The sequence below is a fragment of the Acinetobacter sp. TR3 genome (assembly GCF_027105055.1).
GTDB lineage: Bacteria > Pseudomonadota > Gammaproteobacteria > Pseudomonadales > Moraxellaceae > Acinetobacter.
In genome coordinates this window covers 1547449-1569086 of record NZ_CP114264.1, presented here as the reverse complement: position 1 = coordinate 1569086, position 21638 = coordinate 1547449, and the positions used below count along the sequence as shown (strand labels likewise).

At 37.8% G+C, this 21638-nt stretch carries 18 protein-coding genes and 2 pseudogenes; 5 read left to right on the top strand and 15 right to left on the bottom strand.

The features are described 5' to 3' along the window. Positions 1-24: 24 nt before the first annotated feature. Both kdsA and O1449_RS07350 read right to left on the bottom strand, forming a co-directional pair. Positions 25-882, bottom strand: coding sequence for a 3-deoxy-8-phosphooctulonate synthase (gene kdsA, locus O1449_RS07355; protein WP_004653722.1), 858 nt, complete (start codon positions 880-882; stop codon positions 25-27). A 33-nt stretch (positions 883-915) separates the two neighbouring features. Then, complete coding sequence (locus O1449_RS07350) at positions 916-2547, bottom strand: CTP synthase (protein WP_005216362.1); 1632 nt, start codon at positions 2545-2547, stop codon at positions 916-918. A 371-nt stretch (positions 2548-2918) separates the two neighbouring features. On the opposite strand from O1449_RS07350, the gene O1449_RS07345 reads away from it, so the two are divergent. Next, a complete protein-coding gene (locus O1449_RS07345) occupies positions 2919-3365 on the top strand; it encodes an internalin (RefSeq protein WP_269239594.1) in 447 nt (148 codons plus the stop codon). Positions 3366-3431: 66 nt separating this feature from the next. On the opposite strand, the gene O1449_RS07340 is transcribed toward O1449_RS07345, so the two are convergent. The 4 genes from O1449_RS07340 to O1449_RS07325 all read right to left on the bottom strand — a co-directional run bounded on the left by O1449_RS07340 (position 3432) and on the right by O1449_RS07325 (position 7803). Next, positions 3432-4520: a YheT family hydrolase gene (locus O1449_RS07340; protein WP_269230444.1), complete on the bottom strand. Its 1089-nt coding sequence runs from the start codon at positions 4518-4520 to the stop codon at positions 3432-3434. A 19-nt stretch (positions 4521-4539) separates the two neighbouring features. Continuing rightward, positions 4540-5259, bottom strand: coding sequence for an SGNH/GDSL hydrolase family protein (locus O1449_RS07335; RefSeq protein ID WP_269228051.1), 720 nt, complete (start codon positions 5257-5259; stop codon positions 4540-4542). 30 nt (positions 5260-5289) lie between these two features. After that, a complete protein-coding gene (locus O1449_RS07330) occupies positions 5290-5706 on the bottom strand; it encodes a nuclear transport factor 2 family protein (RefSeq protein WP_269228052.1) in 417 nt (138 codons plus the stop codon). Between the two features lie 72 nt (positions 5707-5778). After that, positions 5779-7803, bottom strand: coding sequence for an NADPH-dependent 2,4-dienoyl-CoA reductase (locus tag O1449_RS07325; RefSeq protein ID WP_269239593.1), 2025 nt, complete (start codon positions 7801-7803; stop codon positions 5779-5781). Positions 7804-7927: 124 nt separating this feature from the next. On the opposite strand from O1449_RS07325, the gene O1449_RS07320 reads away from it, so the two are divergent. After that, on the top strand, positions 7928-8488 hold the full coding sequence (locus O1449_RS07320; protein ID WP_269230445.1) for a PadR family transcriptional regulator: 561 nt from the start codon (positions 7928-7930) through the stop codon (positions 8486-8488). After that, positions 8488-9408: an alpha/beta fold hydrolase gene (locus O1449_RS07315; protein ID WP_269239592.1), complete on the top strand. Its 921-nt coding sequence runs from the start codon at positions 8488-8490 to the stop codon at positions 9406-9408. The genes O1449_RS07320 and O1449_RS07315 overlap by 1 nt, the downstream gene beginning before the upstream one ends. A gap of 53 nt (positions 9409-9461) precedes the next feature. Here O1449_RS07315 and O1449_RS07310 read toward each other — a convergent pair whose 3' ends face one another. Then, positions 9462-10499 carry a 3-deoxy-7-phosphoheptulonate synthase gene (locus O1449_RS07310; RefSeq protein ID WP_269239591.1) on the bottom strand — a complete coding sequence of 346 codons (1038 nt, stop codon included), beginning with the start codon at positions 10497-10499 and terminating at the stop codon, positions 9462-9464. 618 nt (positions 10500-11117) lie between these two features. On the opposite strand from O1449_RS07310, the pseudogene O1449_RS07305 reads away from it, so the two are divergent. Then, positions 11118-12691, top strand: a pseudogene (locus tag O1449_RS07305) (ATP-binding cassette domain-containing protein). Between the two features lie 54 nt (positions 12692-12745). On the opposite strand, the gene O1449_RS07300 reads toward O1449_RS07305, so the two are convergent. The 6 genes and pseudogenes from O1449_RS07300 to argC form a co-directional block, all read right to left on the bottom strand. Next, entirely contained in the window at positions 12746-13108 is a 363-nt protein-coding gene (locus O1449_RS07300; RefSeq protein ID WP_269239590.1) for a YnfA family protein, read from the bottom strand. Next, on the bottom strand, positions 13108-15393 hold the full coding sequence (clpA, locus tag O1449_RS07295; protein ID WP_269239589.1) for an ATP-dependent Clp protease ATP-binding subunit ClpA: 2286 nt from the start codon (positions 15391-15393) through the stop codon (positions 13108-13110). Before clpA ends, O1449_RS07300 begins: the two co-directional genes overlap by 1 nt. A 113-nt stretch (positions 15394-15506) precedes the next feature. Continuing rightward, a pseudogene (locus O1449_RS07290) lies at positions 15507-15593 on the bottom strand (ATP-dependent Clp protease adapter ClpS); the annotation flags it as partial. 467 nt (positions 15594-16060) lie between these two features. Further along, positions 16061-16474 carry an ATP-dependent Clp protease adapter ClpS gene (gene clpS / locus O1449_RS07285; protein WP_269228059.1) on the bottom strand — a complete coding sequence of 138 codons (414 nt, stop codon included), beginning with the start codon at positions 16472-16474 and terminating at the stop codon, positions 16061-16063. Between the two features lie 19 nt (positions 16475-16493). Further along, entirely contained in the window at positions 16494-17243 is a 750-nt protein-coding gene (locus O1449_RS07280) for a DUF6776 family protein (protein WP_442865336.1), read from the bottom strand. 81 nt (positions 17244-17324) lie between these two features. Further along, on the bottom strand, positions 17325-18374 hold the full coding sequence (gene argC, locus O1449_RS07275; protein ID WP_269239587.1) for an N-acetyl-gamma-glutamyl-phosphate reductase: 1050 nt from the start codon (positions 18372-18374) through the stop codon (positions 17325-17327). Positions 18375-18737: 363 nt separating this feature from the next. Between argC and O1449_RS07270 the strand changes: the two genes are divergently transcribed. After that, a complete protein-coding gene (locus O1449_RS07270) occupies positions 18738-20276 on the top strand; it encodes a hypothetical protein (protein ID WP_269239586.1) in 1539 nt (512 codons plus the stop codon). Here O1449_RS07270 and O1449_RS07265 read toward each other — a convergent pair whose 3' ends face one another. Both O1449_RS07265 and rpiA read right to left on the bottom strand, forming a co-directional pair. Continuing rightward, on the bottom strand, positions 20277-20966 hold the full coding sequence (locus O1449_RS07265; protein ID WP_269239585.1) for a M48 family metallopeptidase: 690 nt from the start codon (positions 20964-20966) through the stop codon (positions 20277-20279). It abuts the gene before it with no gap. Continuing rightward, the gene (gene rpiA, locus O1449_RS07260) at positions 20966-21637 is read right to left on the bottom strand and encodes a ribose-5-phosphate isomerase RpiA (protein ID WP_269239584.1); all 672 of its coding nucleotides are present in this window, start codon (positions 21635-21637) and stop codon (positions 20966-20968) included. The genes O1449_RS07265 and rpiA overlap by 1 nt, the downstream gene beginning before the upstream one ends. Between the last annotated feature and the right edge of the window lies 1 nt (position 21638).

Below are 21638 nucleotides of genomic sequence, written 5' to 3'. Positions count from 1 at the left end.
GAAAATAAGATGTAAACAATTACATCAATGGGTATCTAACTTTTTGAATCCTTTAACTAAAGTATCCAATTCTTTTAATTGCGCCAAGAATGGCTCAAGCTGAGATAAACGCAAAGCACACGGTCCATCACATTTTGCGATTTCAGGTTCTGGATGTGCTTCCAAGAACAGACCCGCTAAACCTGTTGCCATACCTGCACGCGCTAAAGTCGTGATTTGAGCACGGCGACCACCAGCAGAGTCAGCACGTCCACCAGGCGTTTGTAATGCATGCGTTACATCAAAGAATACGGGTACGTTCATTTCTTTCATAATGTCGAAGCCAAGCATATCTACAACTAAGTTGTTATAGCCAAATGCTGAACCACGTTCACAAAGAATGAGTTTATCGTTTCCAGCTTCCAAACACTTATGCAAAATATGGCGCATTTCGTGTGGTGCTAAGAATTGTGCTTTTTTGATATTGATAATGGCTTGTGTTTTTGCCATTGCTTCAACAAGATCAGTCTGGCGACTTAAGAAAGCTGGGAGTTGGATAATGTCCGCAACTTCAGCAACAGGCGCTGCTTGGTAAGGTTCATGAACGTCCGTAATAATTGGCACATTAAAATGCTTTTTAATGTCCGCGAGCCATTCAATTCCTTTCTCCAAACCCGGTCCACGATAAGAGTTTAGGCTTGAACGGTTTGCTTTATCAAAGCTTGCCTTAAATACATAAGGGATATCTAAGCGTTTGCAAATATCAACATAAGTTTCAGCAATTTCAAATGCTAAATCTTTTGACTCTAATACGTTCATTCCGCCAAATAATACAAATGGCAAATGATTTGCCATTTGTATATCGCCTAAACGTACAACTTCTTGTGGTTTTAATTGTGACATTCAAACTTTCCCAGTTTATTTAAAACTTAGTACTTACTTTTGATGCTGTTTTTTTGCAGCTTCAATGAAACCAGCAAATAATGGATGACCATCACGTGGCGAGCTTGTAAATTCTGGGTGGAATTGTACAGCAATAAACCAAGGATGTTCAGGAATTTCTACAGTTTCAACTAAATGTTGTACTGATGAATAACCTGAAATTTTCATGCCCGCTTGTTCAAGTGTAGGAATGAAACGATCATTCATTTCATAGCGATGACGGTGACGCTCTGTAATTTCAGCTTTACCATAGACTGCACGCGTTTTTGTGCCTTCAACCAATTCAGACTTTTGTGCGCCCAAACGCATCGTACCGCCAAGATCTGACTCAAGACTGCGTTGCTGTAATTCACCACGTTCATCTAACCATTCAGTGATTAAACCAATGAGTGGATACTTAGTTGAGCGATTAAATTCAGTTGAACTCGCTTCAGGCATACCTGCAACATTGCGTGCATACTCAATCACAGCTAACTGCATACCTAAACAAATACCAAGGAATGGAATCTTGTTTTCACGTGCGTATTGAATGGCTTTCATTTTGCCTTCAGTACCACGCTCACCGAAACCACCTGGTACTAAAATCGCATCAGCAGTGCTCAAAATACTCATATCTTGCTGTTCAAGGTCTTCAGCATTGACATAGTCAATCTGAACTTTAACGCGATTTTGAATACCTGCATGTAAAAGTGCTTCATTTACAGATTTATAAGCATCTGGTAATTCAACATATTTACCGACCATCGCAACACGAACTGTGTATTCAGGGTTCAATAATGCTTCTACCACATTATCCCAATCTTCAAGATTTGCTTCTGGAAGATCGTTGTAACCAAAACGCTCACAGATCAAATCGTCAACATTTTGTTCGTAGAATGTACGTGGAATTTGATAAATTGTTTTTGCATCTTTACAGACGACAACGGCACGCGCTTCAACATTGGTGAACAATGCAATTTTACGTTTAGTATCAACATCGACATCATATTCAGTACGGCAGATTAAGATATCTGGCTGGATACCGATCGAAAGAAGTTCTTTAACTGAATGTTGAGTTGGCTTAGTTTTAAGTTCAGCAGCAGATTTGATATATGGCAATAATGTCAAGTGCATCAACATGGTACGTTTATGACCAAGCTCTACCATCAACTGACGTACTGATTCCATAAAAGGAAGTGATTCGATATCACCAACTGTACCACCAATCTCAACGATCGCAACGTCGTAACCTTCACCTGCGCGAAGTACACGTTCTTTAATATTATCTGTAATATGTGGAATAACTTGAACCGTGCCACCTAAGTAATCACCACGACGTTCTTTATTCAAAACGTCCTGATAGACACGACCACTGGTAAAGTTATTCAGTTTGGTCATTTTCGCACGACGTAAGAAACGTTCGTAATATCCCAAATCTAAGTCAGTTTCAGCACCATCCTCTGTGACGAAAACTTCACCGTGCTGAAATGGGCTCATGGTACCTGGGTCGACATTAATGTATGGATCCATTTTTACCATAGTGACTTTCAAGCCACGAGCTTCCAAAAGTGCAGCAACTGAAGCAGCAGAAATACCTTTACCTAGTGATGAAACCACACCACCAGTGACAAAAATAAAATGGGTCATTGAGTTTCTCGTACAATCGAGCCGAAATCGGCCTACAATGTTGGGCAATTTTACTGTACTCTGCCCCTATAAAGCAAAGTCAAACCGCATCAATTCAAAGAACTATAAACAACTGACTATTCTATCAGCATTTTCGATAAAAATTTATGGGATTTGTGGATATTTCATCCATAAATTACGTTTAATGTTTAAAAACAACTTTGGATCAGAAATAAATTCACTCGAAGATTTTGACCATATCGCAATTTCAACAGATACGCTGATGCAAGCATTTATAAAATATCAACAAACTCAATAAATCCTAGGGATTTTTTCATTTAATTTTACTGGTATAATCACTGGCATCTTTCATTCAATATGTAGCTTTAACAATGGCGAATAAAAAACTTTTAATTTGTGCTGCGCTTGCAACTGGTCTATTACTGACTGCTTGTGTCAAAAAAGAAGAGCCAAAAAATGAAGAACAATCAGAACAAACTTCTGAAGAACAAACGACTCAAGCAGCATCTCAACCACAACAAAACCAAGAATTTCAGCCTTTGGAAAGCGTAGATAAACCAGCAACGCCAGCTCCAGTGATTGAGATGAGTAGAGAAGAAACACCAAATACAACTACAGAAATTCGTCGTGAAACTCGCCCAGCTCAAACAGCAGAAGAGACAACAACGGCACAAGCTGAACAACCAAAACCTGCGCAAACTGAACAGAAACCAGCGAAAGTTGAACAATCTAAAGCAGTCAAACCAGCTCCAGCACAAACTGAAGACGATGCAGTTGCGGCAGCGATTGCAGCAGCAACACCTGCATTAAATAATTAATTTATTTAATTCTCAAAAAGCCATGAGTCGTTATAGAGCGACTCGTGGTTTTTTATAGCTTAGAACTTAGGAATAGTGTTTAAAAAAGTCTGCCATCAGTCGTGATGCCCACGATTTCACTTCTAAACTTTCATAAAAACCACAGTGGCTTCCTTTTTTTGTGGTAACTACAGCAATATTTTCCATTTGCTGAATAACCTCTTTATAAGGCTCTAAATTTTTAATTGAACAAACAGGATCATCTTCTGCATTCAGCACCATCAATGGAATTTTAATATTCTCCAATACATAAATTGGATTAATTGCTTTACAGTAACTTTGATAATCGTCAAAACCTACCATCTCGAAATATTCTTTCTCAAAGGCTTCTAAGTTTGTTGTTGCTAATACCTTTTTCAGCGAAGCAACCTGATTCCAGGTATTTTCATAAGGGTAAATAAAGTATTTGAATAATTTTTTAGTCATCATTTTGCTATAAAAAGGATGTACATTTTTAAAGCCAATTTCAGTGTTATAACCTGGACACATTGCAAAAGCTGCTTTAAATGGTGTGTCGAGGCCTTGCTCGCCAAGATAACGCACTAAAAGTCCTGTTCCTGCTGACGAACCTACTGCATATAAATCGGATTCTGGAAAAAGAGTTTGAATATGGTTCAGTTGCTCTCGTAAATCGTCAGTCAAACCAAAAAGAGAAATACGAGGTACTGGCATAGGTAAACCTGCATGTCCACGGCGTAAACAAAGTGCAATCCGCCAACCCGTATATGCATGTAAGTCTTTAACAAGTTCACGCATACTTTCTGGCGTACCTGTAATCGTATGCATGATCACAATAGTTGGCGTTTCTGGCGGAAGATCATAGCCATACCATGCAATCGCTGTTACTCCACCATCTTGCATCGTAAGCTGATCAATACCATCATACTCAAGCTTGATCGTTTTCTTTTTAATCACATCAAAATATAGAAGATGGACATGGGTATTACTCAACCACGGTGTTGGGCGATACTTTTCCTTTAACTGAGGTAATTTTTCCAAAACATCTTTAATTTTCCCTTTCGGGTCATAATACATTTTAGGTTGCTCAGCACCAAGTACAGAATCAAGCAGCTCAGAGCCTAACACTTTAATTTTGTCTAAAGCAGATATACCCATATTCAATAAAAACCTCTATCTAACCACGAGTAAATGTTTGTCGCACCAATGTCGCGACCTGTTGCCCCCAAATAGCATAGATTTCTTTACTTGGATGAAAACCATCACTTGCCATGGATAAATTCATCGTCTGAAAATTTTTAATATCGTATTCAATAAATCTAAATTGTGGCTGTGGGGCTAACCACTGTTTTAATGTTTGATTCATTTGTTCTGCATATTGCCCAAATAACCATGCTAATGGATTGGGTAATGCAGGAAAATGCTGCATTGGCGGGACTCCAGACACAATAATCAATTTTGGCTGAAAATGATTTTGTATTTGAGTAAATAATTGTTTTTGTTGTTTTATCCAGGTTTTAGCTGAAATTAATTTAGTCACATCATTAACACCAACTGACGTAACGACGACATCATATTTTTTGGGTTCTAATTGCTGGATCGCTTGATAAACTTGTTTTGTTGTATCACCAGTTTTTGCATGCAATTTCCAGTGCAACAAATATTCCTTGTTTAATTCTGAAATAATCGCACCAGATAAAGCATCTTGCTGCGTCTCAACACCAACCCCAGCTGCTGCTGAATCACCTAAAATCAGTAAAGAGAGTGGCTGTCCTTGTCCAATAAGACCATCACGATCACCACTCGCTTCTAAAAGTCGTGGTGTGTTTTTACGAACCTTCACCCCCTGTATTACAAGTACAGGTAATAATGCAAAAGTTGAAAGTTTTAACCACATATTAATGATCTCAATACTACTTAGGCTATTTTACTGAGATGGGTTTGGTTGATATTGAGCAAATCGCGCACCCATTTTTTCTGCTAAAGCAGCCAAACCACTCATTGGACGAATCATCACTTCAAAATCAATGATTTTTCCCTGTGCATTAAAACGAACCATATCAATACCTTTAAGCGATTTTCCACTTACATTAGCACTGAATTCCAACACAACATTTTCACCATCTTCAGTGTAGAACTCACGGTGATAAGTAAAGTTTTCAAACACCTGAATCACATTCGTTAAAATGAAGAAAACCACATGTTTTCCCTCATAAGGCTTAAAAGCAACAGGTGAACGAAATACCACATCGTCAGCTAATAACTCATTTAAATTTGAAAGGTCACCTGTTTTGATCATCTGATGCCATTTTTCTAGCGCTTGCTTAGTTGTTTCGATTGTCATTGTAATTTCCTTATATTTTAGCTAATGAAGTTTGAGACATTCTCCTAACATAGAGAATGTCTCATCTTTTACTTATAGAACTGCTGCTAACTCAGCACCTTGACGAATCGCACGTTTAGCGTCTAATTCACCAGCTTCCTTCGCACCACCGATCAAGTGAACATTCTTACCATCTGCTTTGAGTTGATCGAACATTGCTGTATATGATTCTTGACCAGCACAAATCACAACATTATCAACGTCTAAAACTGTGGTCTGACCATCTACAGTAATATGTAAACCTTGATCATCCACTTTGTCGTAACTTGCACCAGCAATCATTTTCACATCGCGATGTTTTAAGCCTGTACGATGAATCCAACCTGTCGTTTTACCTAATCCAGCACCAACAGCTGCTGTTTTACGTTGTAACAAGTAAATCTCACGTTCAGATTTCTCTAGCTCAGGTTGCTTTAAACCACCTACATGGGCATAGCTCGTATCAATACCCCACTCCGCATAGAATTTTTCAGGATTCAAACTACCACTATCACCTTCATGGGTTAAATACTCCGCTGTATCAAAGCCAATACCACCAGCACCAATAATCGCAACACGCTTACCGACTGGAACACGCTCTTTTAATACTTGGATGTAGCTCAATACTTTTGGATGATCAATACCTTCAAATTGTAATTGACGCGGTGTTACCCCTGTTGCAACAACAATCTCATCATAATTCGCTTGGCTGAGTTCTTCATAAGTCACGGTATGATTAAGTACCAGCTCAATATTTGGCTGTAACTCAATCTGACGTTTGAAATAGCGTAAAGTTTCGTAAAACTCTTCTTTACCAGGAATGGTCTTAGCAATATTAAACTGACCACCAATCTGATTATTTGAATCAAACACTTTAACTTTATGGCCACGACTCGCTGCATATGTTGCAAAACTTAGACCCGCTGGACCTGCGCCAATTACTGCAATATTTTTTACAGCGTTTGTTTCTTTAAAAATCAGCTCAGTTTCATAACATGCACGTGGATTGACTAAGCAAGTAGCAATTTTCATCGAGAAAATATGATCTAAGCATGCTTGGTTACAACCAATACACGTATTGATTTCATCACTACGACCTTCACTCGCTTTCAATACAAAATCTGCATCAGCCAACATTGGGCGAGCCATCGAAATCATATCTGCATGACCTGAAGCCAGTACATGTTCAGCCATTTCAGGTGTATTGATACGGTTCGATGTGATTAACGGAATTGAAACTGAGCCTTTTAGCTTTTCAGTTACCCATGTAAATGCAGCACGCGGTACTTTGGTTGCAATCGTTGGAATACGCGCTTCGTGCCAACCAATCCCTGTATTGATAATTGTTGCACCTGCTTTTTCAATTTCTTTAGCAAGTTGAATAACTTCTTCTAAACTTGAACCACCTTCGACTAAATCAAGCATCGATAAACGATAAATAATAATAAAGTTTTCGCCAACTAAGTCACGAGTACGTTTAACGATTTCAATAGGAAAGCGGATACGATTTTCATAACTACCGCCCCATTCGTCATCACGGTGGTTGGTACGAGCAGCAATGAATTCATTGATCAAGTAACCTTCTGAACCCATGATTTCAACGCCATCATAACCTGCATATTGTGCAAGCTTGGCACAGTTTGCAAAATCATCAATCGTTTGCTGAACTTCTGCTGAACTGAGAGCTTTTGGTTTAATCGGATTAATAGGTGCTTGAATCGCTGATGGCGCAACATTATTTGCTTGATAAGAATAACGCCCTGTATGCAAAATTTGCATCGCAATTTTACCACCAGCATCATGCACAGCTTGAGTAACAACTTTATGTTTTTCAGCTTCTTCGACTGTATCTAATTTTGTACCATGTGCAAATACAACACCATCATCATTTGGAGAAACACCGCCAGTTACAATCAGACTTACACCACCTTTGGCACGTTCCGCATAAAATGCAGCCATACGTTCATAGCCTTGAGGCGCTTCCTCTAAACCAATATGCATAGAGCCCATAAGCACACGGTTCTTTAATGTGGTAAAACCCAAGTCAAGTGGTTGTAATAAATGTGGATAAGCTGACATGTTTTCTCCTTTGGCTAGCAATCTGCTTGCTAATGCAACTTGTTGCATAAAGTTATAAACAAGATTTGATTTTTATGCAACATATTGCATAATTCTGATGAGTCATTTTTTATTACGGATCATCATGTCACTTGCCCATGTTTTATTGACAAGCTTATTAGAGAAACCAAGTACAGGTTTTGATTTAGCTCGTCGTTTTGACCGTTCAATGGGCTTCTTTTGGAACGCGACTCATCAGCAAATTTACCGCGAACTCAATGGAATGCTGAAAAAAGGATGGATTTCTACATTAGAAGAACAAGCTGCCAATAGCCGTAAAAAAACTTATCAAGTTGAACAACTTGGAAGAATACAACTCGCTTCATGGATTGAACAACAAAGCGAACCTGCTCAACTCCGTGATGATCTCATGGTCAGATTAAGAGCAGAAGCACAGCTTGGCGGCAATAATATTTTGCCTGAACTTGAACGACATCTAGAGCTTCATAAAGAAAAACTTAGTCTTTATCAAACAATCCATGACAAAGACTTTAAGAATAATGAACCTACTAATCGTATCTTATTTATTCATAAAATGATTCTGGAACTCGGTATCATTAAAGAAATCGAATGGATAAGATGGTTAGAAAAAATGATTCCTGAGCTTAAAAAGTTTGAACAAACAAACGAAATTGGAGAAAAATAATGCCGTTTTATACCATGCCTGACCAAGAAAAATTATTTGTACGTCGTGTGGGTGAAGGTGAACCTGTACTCGTACTCTCAGGACTAGGTATGCAAAGTTGGCAATGGCTTCCTTTTTTATTTGCGAGTCGCAAAAAATACGAATTTATTATTCCAGATTGGCGTGGTTTTGGTGGTTCAAAAGAATGTGCTATACCAAATACTGACGCCATTTCGAGTCATTGGAATGATATAGATGCACTTATTCAACAACTTAAATTAGACCAATTTATCCTAATGGGTTATTCCATGGGGGCAACAACTGCAATGCATGGTATGAAACATGGTGATTTAGGGTCAAAACTCAAAGCCTATTTACATATCGATCAAACGCCTAAAATTTCTGTAGATGACTCTTGGCAATATGGGTTGTTTGGACAAAAACAATCACGTTTTAAAAATTTACTACTCGATATTCAAACATTATTATTAAAAAATAAATTTGCGGCAAAACTCGAAGATTTACCAAATGATATCCGTTATAAACTTGTAAGTTTATGGAGCGATTTTATTGAGTTTCAAGGTAGCAATAATTTTAGCCCTAAAGTGGTTAGACTTGCATTAAATCGTCCAGTGTTACAAAAATATTTATTACCCATCCAACGTTTAGATTATTTGCTTTGGTATGTAGAAAATTATTTAAATCATGATGAAGATTATAGACAAGCACTTAGCCAATTGAATTGCCCAACCACATTCTTTATTGGACGTGCATCGAGTCTCTATCCAGAAGCTGGACAAACGCTCGTTGCCCAAAGTCTATCGAATGCCAAAGCCATTTATTTTGAACGTTCTGGACATACACCATTGATTACAGAACCAAGGAAATTTAGCAAAGAAATAGGACGCTTTCTTGCGGAACAAACCACTCAAGCAGCCTAATCAATAATAGATCAACAAAAAAGCCAATCTAGATGATTGGCTTTTTATGCGTTTTATAATCTCATTTGTTCAGCAACATCCAACAACACTTGTGCTGTTTTATCCCAACCTAGGCAACCATCCGTAACCGACTGGCCATAAGTCATATCGCAGGAAATTTTTTGATTACCATCAACCAGATGACTTTCAATCATTACACCACGCACTTTCGATTCAGCACGCTCTGCAATTATTTGCTGTAAAACCTGAGGTTGTAATAATGGATCTTTACCGCTATTACCATGACTACAATCAATCACCAATGCCGGTAATTGCTTATGCTTGAAATGCATCGCTTGAATCGAAGCCAAGTCATAATTAGTGCCATGATTTGAACCACGTAAAATTAAATGCGGTAATGGATTACCGTCACTATGTAAAATCGCAGGCAAACCTTGCTGAGTCATCCCCAAGAATTGATGACCATGCAGTGCTGATTGAATCGCATCCAATGCAATTTGAATCGAACCATCAGTACCGTTTTTGAAACCAATGCTATACGGCATATGACTAGAAATTTCACGATGAATTTGTGATTCACTGGTACGTGCACCAATTGCACCCCAAGCCAATAAATCATCAAAATAGCCTGTTGCCATTGGACTTAAAATTTCGCTGGCAATCGGCAAGCCTTTTTCGATAAGTTGTAAGTATAGCGCACGAGACTTTTCTAAACCGAGTTGTAAGTCTGATGATCCATCTAAATTTGGATCATATAAGAAACCTTTCCAACCCACCGTGGTACGCGGTTTTTCAATATATGCACGCATCACCAAGAATATTTGATCTTTAACCTGTTCTTGTAATAGTTGTAGGCGATCAGCATATTCAAGTACTGCGATAGGATCATGAATCGAGCAAGGACCAGTAATCACCATTAAGCGATGATCATGTCCAGATAAAATATTCTGAATCGTTTGACGATGTTTTGAAATTTGCTGCGCTAAAGTGGCAGACAAGGGATACTGCGCTTTGAGTTGTGATGGCAAGCTAAGCATTGATTCTTTTGTATGTGTTTGTGGTTGTGTCAAAGCAGTATTTAAAGCATTCATTTTTCAATTCCTTTGGACTGACCTTCTTCGCAGTCCTATCATTTATTTGAGCAAGTGTGATCTAAGTGATGTTGATTTTTTTGCAAAGTAAAACCAAGAAATCTTGCTAAAATATGAATAATTGAATGTATGCATGGTATTTCTCCTAAAATCATGATTGTTAAAGCATAAAAAAACCTGATCGGTGTTGCCGATCAGGTATTAACTGGTTGGGCAACCCTTTTTTGCTGCCCGAAACGCATCAGGCAACTACATATATTGCCAAAAATAAAAGTATGCGTTTGTGTTTACAGTATGCTTTAACATGTTTATTTCAAATATCTAAAAAACTGTTCCTAACCCTTAAATTACGCACTATTTCAGCATTTGACAAGCACTTTTTATCTTTTTTTAATCAAAACTTCAAAATAGTAAAATTTGACCTTTCGTGTTTTCATCCATAGAATAGTTGAAAAATAAACCAATTGAGATTACGCCAATGAAGTAAGTTCTATTTCCATCATCAAAGTTCTTTTTTCTTTTTGATGTGCAAAATAGACTTATCTATCGTTTAGCGATTGTCATTCTAAAATTTATCTCGATCTTGCTATTTTGCATATCCTGTTTATGAGGTTTCTTATGACTCAACAGGCATGTATTGTTTCACACTTATCACTCGAATTAACCCAGCAGAAATTGTTTGACCATCTGAATTTCCAAATTCCTTTACATCAGTTTACAGGACTGATCGGACGTAATGGTCAAGGGAAATCACTACTGATGTCTCTTTTGCACGAACAAACAGCATCACAACTGCCCTATACAGGTCAAATCTCTTGGCAATGCCCACATCAACATCTTGCTCAACTCCAGCGAGTCCAAGCCAATACCATTGCTCAAGCCCTCGATATTGACAATTTATATCTATGCTTTGAACGTATTCAACAAGGGAGCGCATCATTTACGGATTACGATCTAGTCGAACATCTTTGGCACTTACCAACAGAATGGCAGCAACTTTTAGAAAGTGCAGGCTTGCCTACAGCACTAGATACCCCGACTCAAAATTTGAGTGAGGGCCAAAAACCAAACTTGCCCTTTGTCGTTTATTCCTATTGAAAGATCACTATCTGCTTTTGGATGAACCAAGCAATCATCTGGATGCCCAAGGGCGACAATGGTTAGTCGATCAAATGGTTCAACATCCTACAGGTGGGCTCATCATTAGCCATGACCGACAGCTTTTAGCGCATATACAAGGCATATTTATGCTCAATCAGTTCGGTATGCATTATTACGGTGGTAACTACGCGCTGTATCAACAACAGTATCAAGCACAAGTCGAAGCATTATCACACGCTGTATCACAAGAGAAACGTGAGCTAAAACAACTCAAGGAGCAGCAACATCAAAGCCAAATGAAAGCGCAAAAACGTAAACAAGTAGGTGAAAAAATAAGGGCTTCTGGCTCTCAAGCACCCATCTTATTAGATGCCAAGAAAGAACAATCCGAACAATCTCTTTCTCACCTACGCAAACAACAGAGTAAACAGCTTTCAGATGCAAAAGGTGAATTACAGCAGAAGCAAACCCAACTGGAGCATCTTAAAACCCAATCTTTTGAGTTTACTCATACCGCTGTTAAATCAGGAGAAATCTTACGTTGCCAGCAATTAAAACTTGCTTATGTAGAAACTAAACCTATTGATCTAGCGATAACAGCGGGAGATAAATTACATTTAAGCGGTGCAAATGGTACGGGTAAATCCACTTTACTGAAAACCATTCAAGGTTTAACTTCTCCGCTTGCTGGAGAAATTTATTGCAAAGTAAGTTCTATTTATCTGGATCAGAATCTTTCATTCCTCGATGAAAATATATCTGCTGTTGAATATTTATGTGCTATTGATCCAAATCTGACTGAGCAACAAGCACGTACACGTTTAGGAAACCTACAAATCCGTAGAGATAAGGCGCTGAGCTCTTTAAGCAATTTAAGTGGTGGCGAACGTTTAAAAGTCGCTTTACTTGCCTTGAAACAACAGACTGTTAAGCTATTACTTTTGGATGAACCAGAAAATCATCTCGATATTGAATCGCGTGAGTTACTCGCCCAAGCCATTCATTCTTTTCATGGTACAGTGATATTGGTATCGCATGATGAAAATTTTGTTAAAGAATGCGGAATCAATGAAAGTTATTTATTAAGTTAAGCTTTCGTTGCTATAGATCAGCATGGCAACAAGGCGCACCGTGCTGATTTCCGTTTAACGAACCAAACTTTGCGGCTGCAAAATAATTAGGCAAGCGCCGCAAAGAACAATGATCCCACCTGAAATATCCCAACGCGTTAGCATGACTTGATCGACATAACGCAACCACATCAGGGCAGTAAAAATATAAATCCCGCCATAGGCTGCATAAATACGACCTGATGCCGCAGGATGCAAAGTCAGCAACCAGACAAAGACTGCTAAGCTTAAAGCTGTAGGAATCCATAACCAATGCGATTTTCCTTGATTCAAAATTAAATAAGGAAAATAACAACCTAAGATTTCAGCTATTGCTGTGAAGAAAAATAACCCAAATACTTTAAGTACTTGGGTTATCGAGAAAGACAGTTCAAACATTAAGCAGGTTCAGCACTCGGGTTAATATGATCTTCAAATACTTCCAATTTTAAACCAACGTCTTTGCCATTTTCTGTTTTCACAGAAACCGCAACGTTACCACCATGCTCAGCAAGCTCACCAAATAAAATCATCTCAGCAAGCGGCTTTTTCAAATGTTCTTGAATCAGACGTTGCATTGGACGAGCACCCATCAAACGGTCATAACCATTAGCTGACAACCAATCACGAGCGCTTTGATCAACATCAAGTACCACTTGTTTCTCATCAAGTTGCGCTTGCAACTCAGTTAAGAATTTATCTACAACTGAATCGATAATCGTAGTTGGAAGTGCTTTAAATTGAATCACACCATCCAAACGGTTACGGAATTCAGGCGAGAATGCACGTTTCATTGCATCCTGATTGTCTGCGCTGTGATCTTGTTCAGTGAAACCAATACTTGCGCGAACAATACTTTCTGCACCGATGTTGGTCGTAAGAACAATGATCACATTTCTAAAATCAGACTTACGTCCGTTATTATCTGTTAAAGCACCATGATCCATGACTTGTAACAACAAGTTGAATACATCAGGATGTGCTTTTTCAATTTCATCAAGCAACAGTACGCAATGCGGATTTTTATGAATCGCATCTGTCAGCAAACCACCTTGATCATATCCAACATAGCCTGGAGGTGCACCGATCAAGCGAGAAACCGCATGGCGCTCCATATATTCAGACATATCGAAACGAACCAATTCGACACCGAGCAATTTCGCCAGTTGTTTCGTAACCTCGGTTTTACCCACACCTGTTGGGCCAGCAAAGACAAAACTTCCCACTGGTTTATCTGGTGCTTTCAATCCTGCACGAGATAATTTGATCGCTGATGCAAGTGCTGTAATCGCTTCATCTTGACCAAATACAACACGTTTAAGATCACGCTCCAGATTCTCAAGTACAGACTTGTCATCTTTAGATACGGTTTTCGGTGGAATACGCGCAATCTTAGAAACAATGTCCTCGATATTTTCAACAGAGATGGTTGTACCATCGACTTCAGCTTTCAAACGGCGTTGTGCACCAGCCTCATCAATCACGTCAATCGCTTTATCTGGTAAAAAACGATCATTGATAAATTTAGCTGATAACTCGACAGCAGCGACGAGAGCTTTATCATCGTATTCAACATGATGGAAATCTTCGAATTTGCTTTTCAAGCCACGTAAAATTTCAATCGTTTCGCCTATACTTGGTTCATTCACATCAATCTTTTGGAAACGACGAGACAAGGCATGATCTTTCTCGAATACTTGACGATACTCTTGGAAAGTTGTTGAACCAATACAACGCAAAGTACCATTCGCTAATGCAGGCTTAATTAAATTCGATGCATCCATAGTGCTGCCCATACTTGAGCCTGCACCAATGATCATATGAATTTCGTCAATGAATAAAATCGCATTCGGATTCTTTTTCAAAGCATTCAACAATTGTTTTAAACGTTTTTCAAAGTCACCACGATATTTAGTCCCCGCAACTAAAGCACCAATGTCTAAGCTATAAACTTCAGCATTCGCAAGTGGTTTCGGTGCCTTGCCGTTGACAATCAGCCAAGCTAAACCTTCCGCAATTGAGGTTTTACCTACACCCGGATCACCAACAAGCAACGGATTATTTTTACGGCGACGACATAAAATCTGAGCCGCTCGCTCAATTTCTTTTTCACGTCCAATTAAAGGATCAGTTTTGCCCTTTTGCGCTTCGATGTTTAAGTTAAGCGTATATTGGTCAAGTGGCCCAGCATTTGCTGAAGCTGCGCTTTCACCGTCAATATCTTCAACTTCTTCTTCAACTTGAATCTCATCTTTACGTGTTCCATGAGATAAATATTGTGTCAAAGTTAAACGGTTAATTTGATGACGTTTAAGTAAATAAACCGCGAACGAATCTCGCTCAGAATACATTGCAACTAAAACATCTGCCCCTTCAACCGTACGATCACCACCGCTCGATTGAACGTGGAAAATTGCACGTTGTAAAATTCGATCAAAGCTCTCTGTTGGATGAGGTGCTTGTTCACTATTATCACCAAGTTTTGGGGTATGTTGCTCTACATATTCCTCTAATTCTTTACGCAAGGTAACGATATCAGCACCACATGCTTTTAACGCATTGACTGCTGAATCATTATCAAGTAAAGCAAGCAACAAGTGCTCAACTGTCAGAAACTCATGTCTCTTTTGACGAGCCATGCTAACAGCCAAACGTAACGATACTTCTAATTGACGACTGAGCATGTAACCCCCTTATATTTTGTGCTTTATCTAAAAAGATAATATAGAATAAAGCTGGTATTAACTTGGTTTGTCTGAGGCTATAAAGCGTTATCTAGTATACGTTTACAATAACACTTTACTTCATAATCTACAGTTAGCATTACTTGAGTATCTTGGTCAAGATTGAAAACAAAGTATTGTTGTAAAATTTCGATTACAAAGAGAATAAGACTCGTCTAATCGCTCAAAAAGACAGCAAATCTATTCTTTATTTATGAAAGCGTATTAAATCTATGAAAAATTTTAATATGCTATGATCTTAGTTAAAGCCCAACAAATCATGTATAGGTTGAATATAAAAATAGTCAGTATATTGATTCATATTTTTAGAACAAAAAAATATATGTATTGATTTAGCACTTAAATCACAAAAAGAAAGATAGCTTTGCTTTCTTAATACTATTACCCACTACATATGAGCCAACCATAACGCAAAGTCTCGCACATGTGGAATGAAATTACGGAAGTGCGTTGCTTTTCTTAACGTCTTCACTCACAGCATATGAGCCATATCATGGCGCAAGGTCTTGCGCATGAGGAATGAAATTTCGCAAGTGCGTTGCTTTTCTTAACGCTTTTACTCGCAACATAGTTGCTCGTCTTGCGCAGCTAAAAAGCGTTGCTTTTTTTAACGCTGCTCAGGTTCGATCTGACACAATAATGGATGACCTTGAGATCGGGCAATGTTATTCACTTGATTCGCTTTTGTTTCTGCAATATCACGCGGATAAATACCTGCTGTTCCTTTGCCTTCATAATGAACTGTCAACATCACCTGACTTGCTTGATCAAGATTCATTCCAAAATAACTTTGTAGTACCTCAATAACAAAATCCATCGGTGTGTAATCATCATTCAGTAAAACAACAGCGTATAGTGGCGGTTTTTTTAATTCAGGTGGTGCTGTCTGAACAATGACTTCGCCATCATGATCCTCTTGCGAGTCACTTAAACGTGGATTTAAGTGCCAATCGACATATCCAGATTGATGAAAGGCATTTTTCACTTCACTTAAATTCATTTGACGTTTATATCTTCGCATATCCAGTTCTTACTAAATTTTATTGAGCATTTGCTTCAGCTTGAGGAATTTCTGATACAAAAGCAGAACTCACATCAACAGGTTGACCACGTTGCCAACTAAAGCGTTTAATCACTGGTGTAGGTGAACCAGCTAAACGAACCTCAATAAACTGAGGTGTGAAACCTTTAGGCATGGTCCAGCGCCCAGTCAACCGTTCAAAATCATCGAAATTAAAATTGGCATCTTCTAATGGTACAACCAGAACTTCTGTATCTTTAATTAACCTTAATTCAACACTACCAACAGCTCGGCGTTTATTTGGGTTTACTTGAACCAAGTCTAATTGATATTCAAAAGCATTTTCGGGTAAAGATTTAATCGCTAAATTTTGTACAGTTAAGCTAACACCACCACGTTGTCTTAAAATTTCACGATAAATGGCATTCATATTTTCAAACTGAGTTTTATCAGTATTAGCTTGATTAATACCTTTAAATAGCTCATCGGCATTACTAACCGCCATATCACGCTCTTGAACGGCAGAATTTAAACTCTTACTAACAGAATCCAAAGTGGTTTTTTGCTTTTGTAGAACATCAACAAGTTGTTCAGCATCGGCATCATAACCAACAACAGTCAAACCTTGACGATGCCCAACAGTATATCCCAACATAAAACTACTACCAATCAGTAATGTAGCAGCAATCACTAAAGGCAAATTCGTCTTGAGGAATTTATTTTTTTTAACGGAACTTTCTGGTGAAGTAGTCGGTTCAGCGTTTTCCATCATCATCTCTATCGTTATGATTTACATCAAAGCACACATTTAAATCCAAATTTAAATGTGTGTGAAGTAAAAAAGCGTTTTTTATGGTAATAAACCAATACCTTCTAAACCAGCAGCCTCATCAAAATTGAACATTAAATTCATATTTTGAATCGCTTGACCTGCTGCACCTTTCACTAAATTGTCTTGCGCAACTAATACGATCAATTTATTTGGTTGAGGTTGATATAAAGCAATACGTAGCTCATTTGCACCGCGCACACTACGTGTTTCAGGCGAACTATTTGCTGGCATTACATCAACAAAACGTTCATTCTCATAGAAACGCTCATACAATGCTTGTAGATCTATATTCTGAGCTTGCTCAGTTAAATCGACATAAATTGTACTCAACATACCACGAATCATCGGTACAAGATGTGGAACAAAAATAAGATGATTAAATTGCCCCTTTTCACCTGAAATATTTTCTAAAGCTTCAACAATTTCTGGATGATGACGATGTCCAGCGACACCATAAGCTTTAAAATTATCAGCATTTTCACTGTAAATCATGCCTAAACTAGCTTTGCGACCTGCGCCCGAAACACCAGACTTTGCATCGATGATAATACTTTGTGAATTGATCAATTTTTCTGAAGCTTTTAGTAAAGGAGCTAAACCCAACTGTACTGTTGTTGGGTAGCAACCAGGATTACCAATCACTTGAGCTGTTCTAATTTTTTCACGATTTAGTTCAGTTAAACCATAAACAGAATCAGCGAGTACACTTGGGCAGCTATGCTGCATACCATACCATTTTTCAAATTCAGTAAGATTCTGTAAACGAAAATCTGCGGCAAGGTCAATCACTTTTGTACCAGCAGTAATCAATTCTTCGGCATGTTGCATCGCTACACCGTGCGGTGTCGCAAAGAATACAACATCACATTGCTTGAGAGCATCCAAATCAAGATCAGAAAATTCAAGATCAGTATGTCCTCGTAGACTTGGGAACATATCTGAAACACGTTTTCCTGCTTCTGTTCGAGATGTTAAAACACGTACTTGGGCTTGTGGATGTCTTAATAAAAGACGCAATAATTCAACGCCTGTATATCCAGTTCCACCAACGATGCCAACAGAAATCACGTGCTCTACCTCAAACTATAAATAGTGGTTGTAGTATGGCAGTTTGACGCCATTTCTACAATCCATAACCCTATAAGTTATATAGCATTTCTAAGTTACAACTTGAGGAATTGATTTAGTATCTAGCTAAAGATAGTAAAAATATAAAATTTCTAAATACAAAAATGTAAATTTAACAACTTATTTTCACTTAACTGGTCGCTATAACATTAAAAACAGTGTAAAAGTTTTGTCAAATTGTTTTATATAAATTCAATTTTACCACTGGTCAAGAAATACTATTGAATCATCTAAGTATTCGCATAGAATAAAAACCATGCGGTAATAATAAATTTCATGGATGCTAAATTTTGGAGAGCTGGAATGCCTTCTTTGAGATCAAAACAAAGATTAAACCAATACATCAGTTTAGGCGTAAGCAGTATTTTATTGCTTAGTCCAGCTTTTTTAGTAGGTTGTGGAAGCGGTGAAAGCGAGGCACGATATGTGCCACCTACTCCAGAGGTTGTGATTCCCAAACCTAAAAACTTCGATATTAAAGTTCCGATTGAAATGCGTGATGTCGTAGTAAAAGTATATGATAATTTTGATGATTCTTTAGTCATAGAACAAAATGTTAGTACTACTTCAAATCTCAATATTACCTTACCGAAAGTACTTAATACCGATCATTTGTATAGAATTGAAATATCTACTACACCTAACTCACTAATTTATGATTTTCTCAATGGTCAATATAAAAGCTTCTCTTTAACTTTTAATGCTTTAGTAGAAGTTAATACCAGCAATTTAACGCAACCAATCTATATAACCCCAAGCTCTGAAGCAATTTATCAACGTGCTATCATAAGATCAGGTCAACTCCCTACAGACATCATTAACTCCAAACAAGTTAGTGCATTACAGCTACAATTTGCGACTAATGATGTCAATAGTGCCTTACTAAATGGCTTTTCAAATGTTGATTTACCAAACTTATCCCCAAGCACAATACTTACAATATTCAAATCAAATAACCTAACTATTGCTACCATCAATAAATATATTAATACCTATTTAAACTTTGGCTACATTCAACAATGGTCAAGCTCCAACCCTGAAAATGCATTTGTTGAATTTACTAAGAACTTAGCAATCGATTTAAAAGATGGTTATTTAGATGGAAAAAAAATACATGGAGATCCTAGTCCACTTGTTTCATTAATTGGCCCAGCCCCTGAAAATACAGATCCAAATAAAAACACTTTAATTCACATAGCAGAAAATCAAAAAAACATTAGAGATCAATATGCTGGATTATTAAAAAGTGCAGTGCTAAAACTCGCGACAAAGTATGAACAACAAACATCTAATCCAATTGGATATATACAACTTGAACAAAAAATATACTCAGGCACTGATCCGAAAATACAAGCTACAGATGTTTTCAGAGTAGCGGGAGCTGGTGACTATAGAAGAGCCGTAGGCTTTGCTATTAATAGCCCAACATCAAAATGTCTAGATTCTAATTATTTATGCCAATCAGGAGTAACCGGAATTAATACTGTCTTTAATCCAAATTTACCGTCTATTGAGTATCTAATTGGCGGTTATGAAGATAAAATTAACGATTGCAAACTAAATATCAGAGCAAACGGCGTTTTAGAACTACAAAAAGGTACTCAAATCTTCACTTCTAAGCTTGATGGGGATAGTACTGATAATTTAATACTCATCAATAATACAGGTCAAAATTACCTACTCAATAGTAGTTCTACTGACATCGACTTTAGTTTACAAAAGTACAAGTTTATTCAAATAAAACTAAATGGGAATCAAGTATTAAGTGCTAGTGCAGGCCTAGATATTCGCAAGGCACCCGATCAACTACAAACAACCCAACTTGAATGTAGCTTTATTTAATTAGATATACCACCATGCAGGCAATTGAATACTTTTTAATTGCCTGCGATTTTCGATATAACTTTCATCATATTTCGCCACTTCGCTCCAAAATCTAGCACTATGATCAAAATACTTAGTATGTGCTAATTCATGTATACACACTGATCGTACATTATGCATCGGCATTAATACCAATCCTGCATTGAGCATAATGTCATGTTTTGAACTACAACTTCCCCAACGTGTCTTTGGCTTTCTCACCGTGCATTCGCCATATTGCAAGCCCGTCTGCTCACTTATTAAGTTTAAATATTCTGGTAAAAACTGTTTCGCATATGCTAATACAGCAGCTTTTAAAGCTATTTCAGGGCTTTCATTTCGAATAAATAAAATATGTTGTTCCCAGTTAAATTTAAAAATATGACGTTGCTGTTGCTGAATAATTTGAAATGGTTGCAAATGATAAAATAAAACAAGTTGTTCAGGAAAATTGATAGTCTGATTAAATTCTTTTTGTTGCTTGCTCCATGTCTCTAATAACCATTGTTCAGACTGTTGCAGAAATTGCTGAACCTGCCGCTTTGTACAAAATATAGGGACTGTTAAACGAATACCTGTAGGTTCAACACGCAAACGCAAATTTCTCGCCCTTGCATGTCGAACTACTTTAATTTCAGGCAATTGTGTTTCAAGTGAAACTGATTGCATTACTGTGCCGTACGTTCTTCGATACCATTATTGGTCGCAACAATCGCAATGCTAGCCGCATTCAAAGCAAAAATTCCATTGGTTACCACACCTGGAATATTGTTAATGGTTTTTTCCAACTCAAGTGCGTTCAAAATATTTAAATTAAAAACATCTAAGATAACATTACCGTTATCTGTCACAACACCTTCGCGATAAACAGGATCACCACCTAAAGCAACGATTTTACGTGCTACAGCAGAACGTGCCATTGGAATCACTTCAACAGGAAGTGGAAAATCACGCCCTAATTGCTCAACCCATTTAGAATCATCCACGATACATACAAACTTCTTAGCAATTGAAGCAACGATTTTTTCACGAGTTAATGCAGCACCGCCACCTTTAATCATATGCATATGGCGATCAATTTCATCAGCACCATCGACATAGGCATCTAAACCACCAACTGAGTTCATATCAACCACTTCGATACCTATTTTTTTAAGACGTTCAGCCGTAGCTGTAGAGCTTGCGACTGCTGCCTCTAATTGTAATTCTGGCAATAGATCAATTAAAAAATTAACAGTACTTCCTGTTCCTACGCCCAAAATGCCGCCTTTAGGCAAATGTTTCAAAGCTGCTTTTGCCGCAGCTTGTTTTTTCTCATCTTGGGTTGCATATAGACTCATG

What these genes read in the sequence shown, in the direction of transcription:
- O1449_RS07270 (WP_269239586.1), top strand. Translation starts at nt 18,738, where the DNA reads ATGCCTTCTTTGAGATCAAAACAAAGATTAAACCAATACATCAGTTTA.
- O1449_RS07265 (WP_269239585.1), bottom strand. Translation starts at nt 20,966, where the DNA reads ATGCAATCAGTTTCACTTGAAACACAATTGCCTGAAATTAAAGTAGTT.
- O1449_RS07330 (WP_269228052.1), bottom strand. Translation starts at nt 5,706, where the DNA reads ATGACAATCGAAACAACTAAGCAAGCGCTAGAAAAATGGCATCAGATG.
- clpA (WP_269239589.1), bottom strand. Translation starts at nt 15,393, where the DNA reads ATGCTCAGTCGTCAATTAGAAGTATCGTTACGTTTGGCTGTTAGCATG.
- O1449_RS07350 (WP_005216362.1), bottom strand. Translation starts at nt 2,547, where the DNA reads ATGACCCATTTTATTTTTGTCACTGGTGGTGTGGTTTCATCACTAGGT.
- kdsA (WP_004653722.1), bottom strand. Translation starts at nt 882, where the DNA reads ATGTCACAATTAAAACCACAAGAAGTTGTACGTTTAGGCGATATACAA.
- O1449_RS07300 (WP_269239590.1), bottom strand. Translation starts at nt 13,108, where the DNA reads ATGTTTGAACTGTCTTTCTCGATAACCCAAGTACTTAAAGTATTTGGG.
- O1449_RS07345 (WP_269239594.1), top strand. Translation starts at nt 2,919, where the DNA reads ATGGCGAATAAAAAACTTTTAATTTGTGCTGCGCTTGCAACTGGTCTA.
- rpiA (WP_269239584.1), bottom strand. Translation starts at nt 21,637, where the DNA reads ATGAGTCTATATGCAACCCAAGATGAGAAAAAACAAGCTGCGGCAAAA.
- O1449_RS07315 (WP_269239592.1), top strand. Translation starts at nt 8,488, where the DNA reads ATGCCGTTTTATACCATGCCTGACCAAGAAAAATTATTTGTACGTCGT.
- O1449_RS07340 (WP_269230444.1), bottom strand. Translation starts at nt 4,520, where the DNA reads ATGGGTATATCTGCTTTAGACAAAATTAAAGTGTTAGGCTCTGAGCTG.
- clpS (WP_269228059.1), bottom strand. Translation starts at nt 16,474, where the DNA reads ATGCGAAGATATAAACGTCAAATGAATTTAAGTGAAGTGAAAAATGCC.
- O1449_RS07325 (WP_269239593.1), bottom strand. Translation starts at nt 7,803, where the DNA reads ATGTCAGCTTATCCACATTTATTACAACCACTTGACTTGGGTTTTACC.
- O1449_RS07335 (WP_269228051.1), bottom strand. Translation starts at nt 5,259, where the DNA reads ATGTGGTTAAAACTTTCAACTTTTGCATTATTACCTGTACTTGTAATA.
- O1449_RS07320 (WP_269230445.1), top strand. Translation starts at nt 7,928, where the DNA reads ATGTCACTTGCCCATGTTTTATTGACAAGCTTATTAGAGAAACCAAGT.
- O1449_RS07310 (WP_269239591.1), bottom strand. Translation starts at nt 10,499, where the DNA reads ATGAATGCTTTAAATACTGCTTTGACACAACCACAAACACATACAAAA.
- O1449_RS07280 (WP_442865336.1), bottom strand. Translation starts at nt 17,243, where the DNA reads ATGGAAAACGCTGAACCGACTACTTCACCAGAAAGTTCCGTTAAAAAA.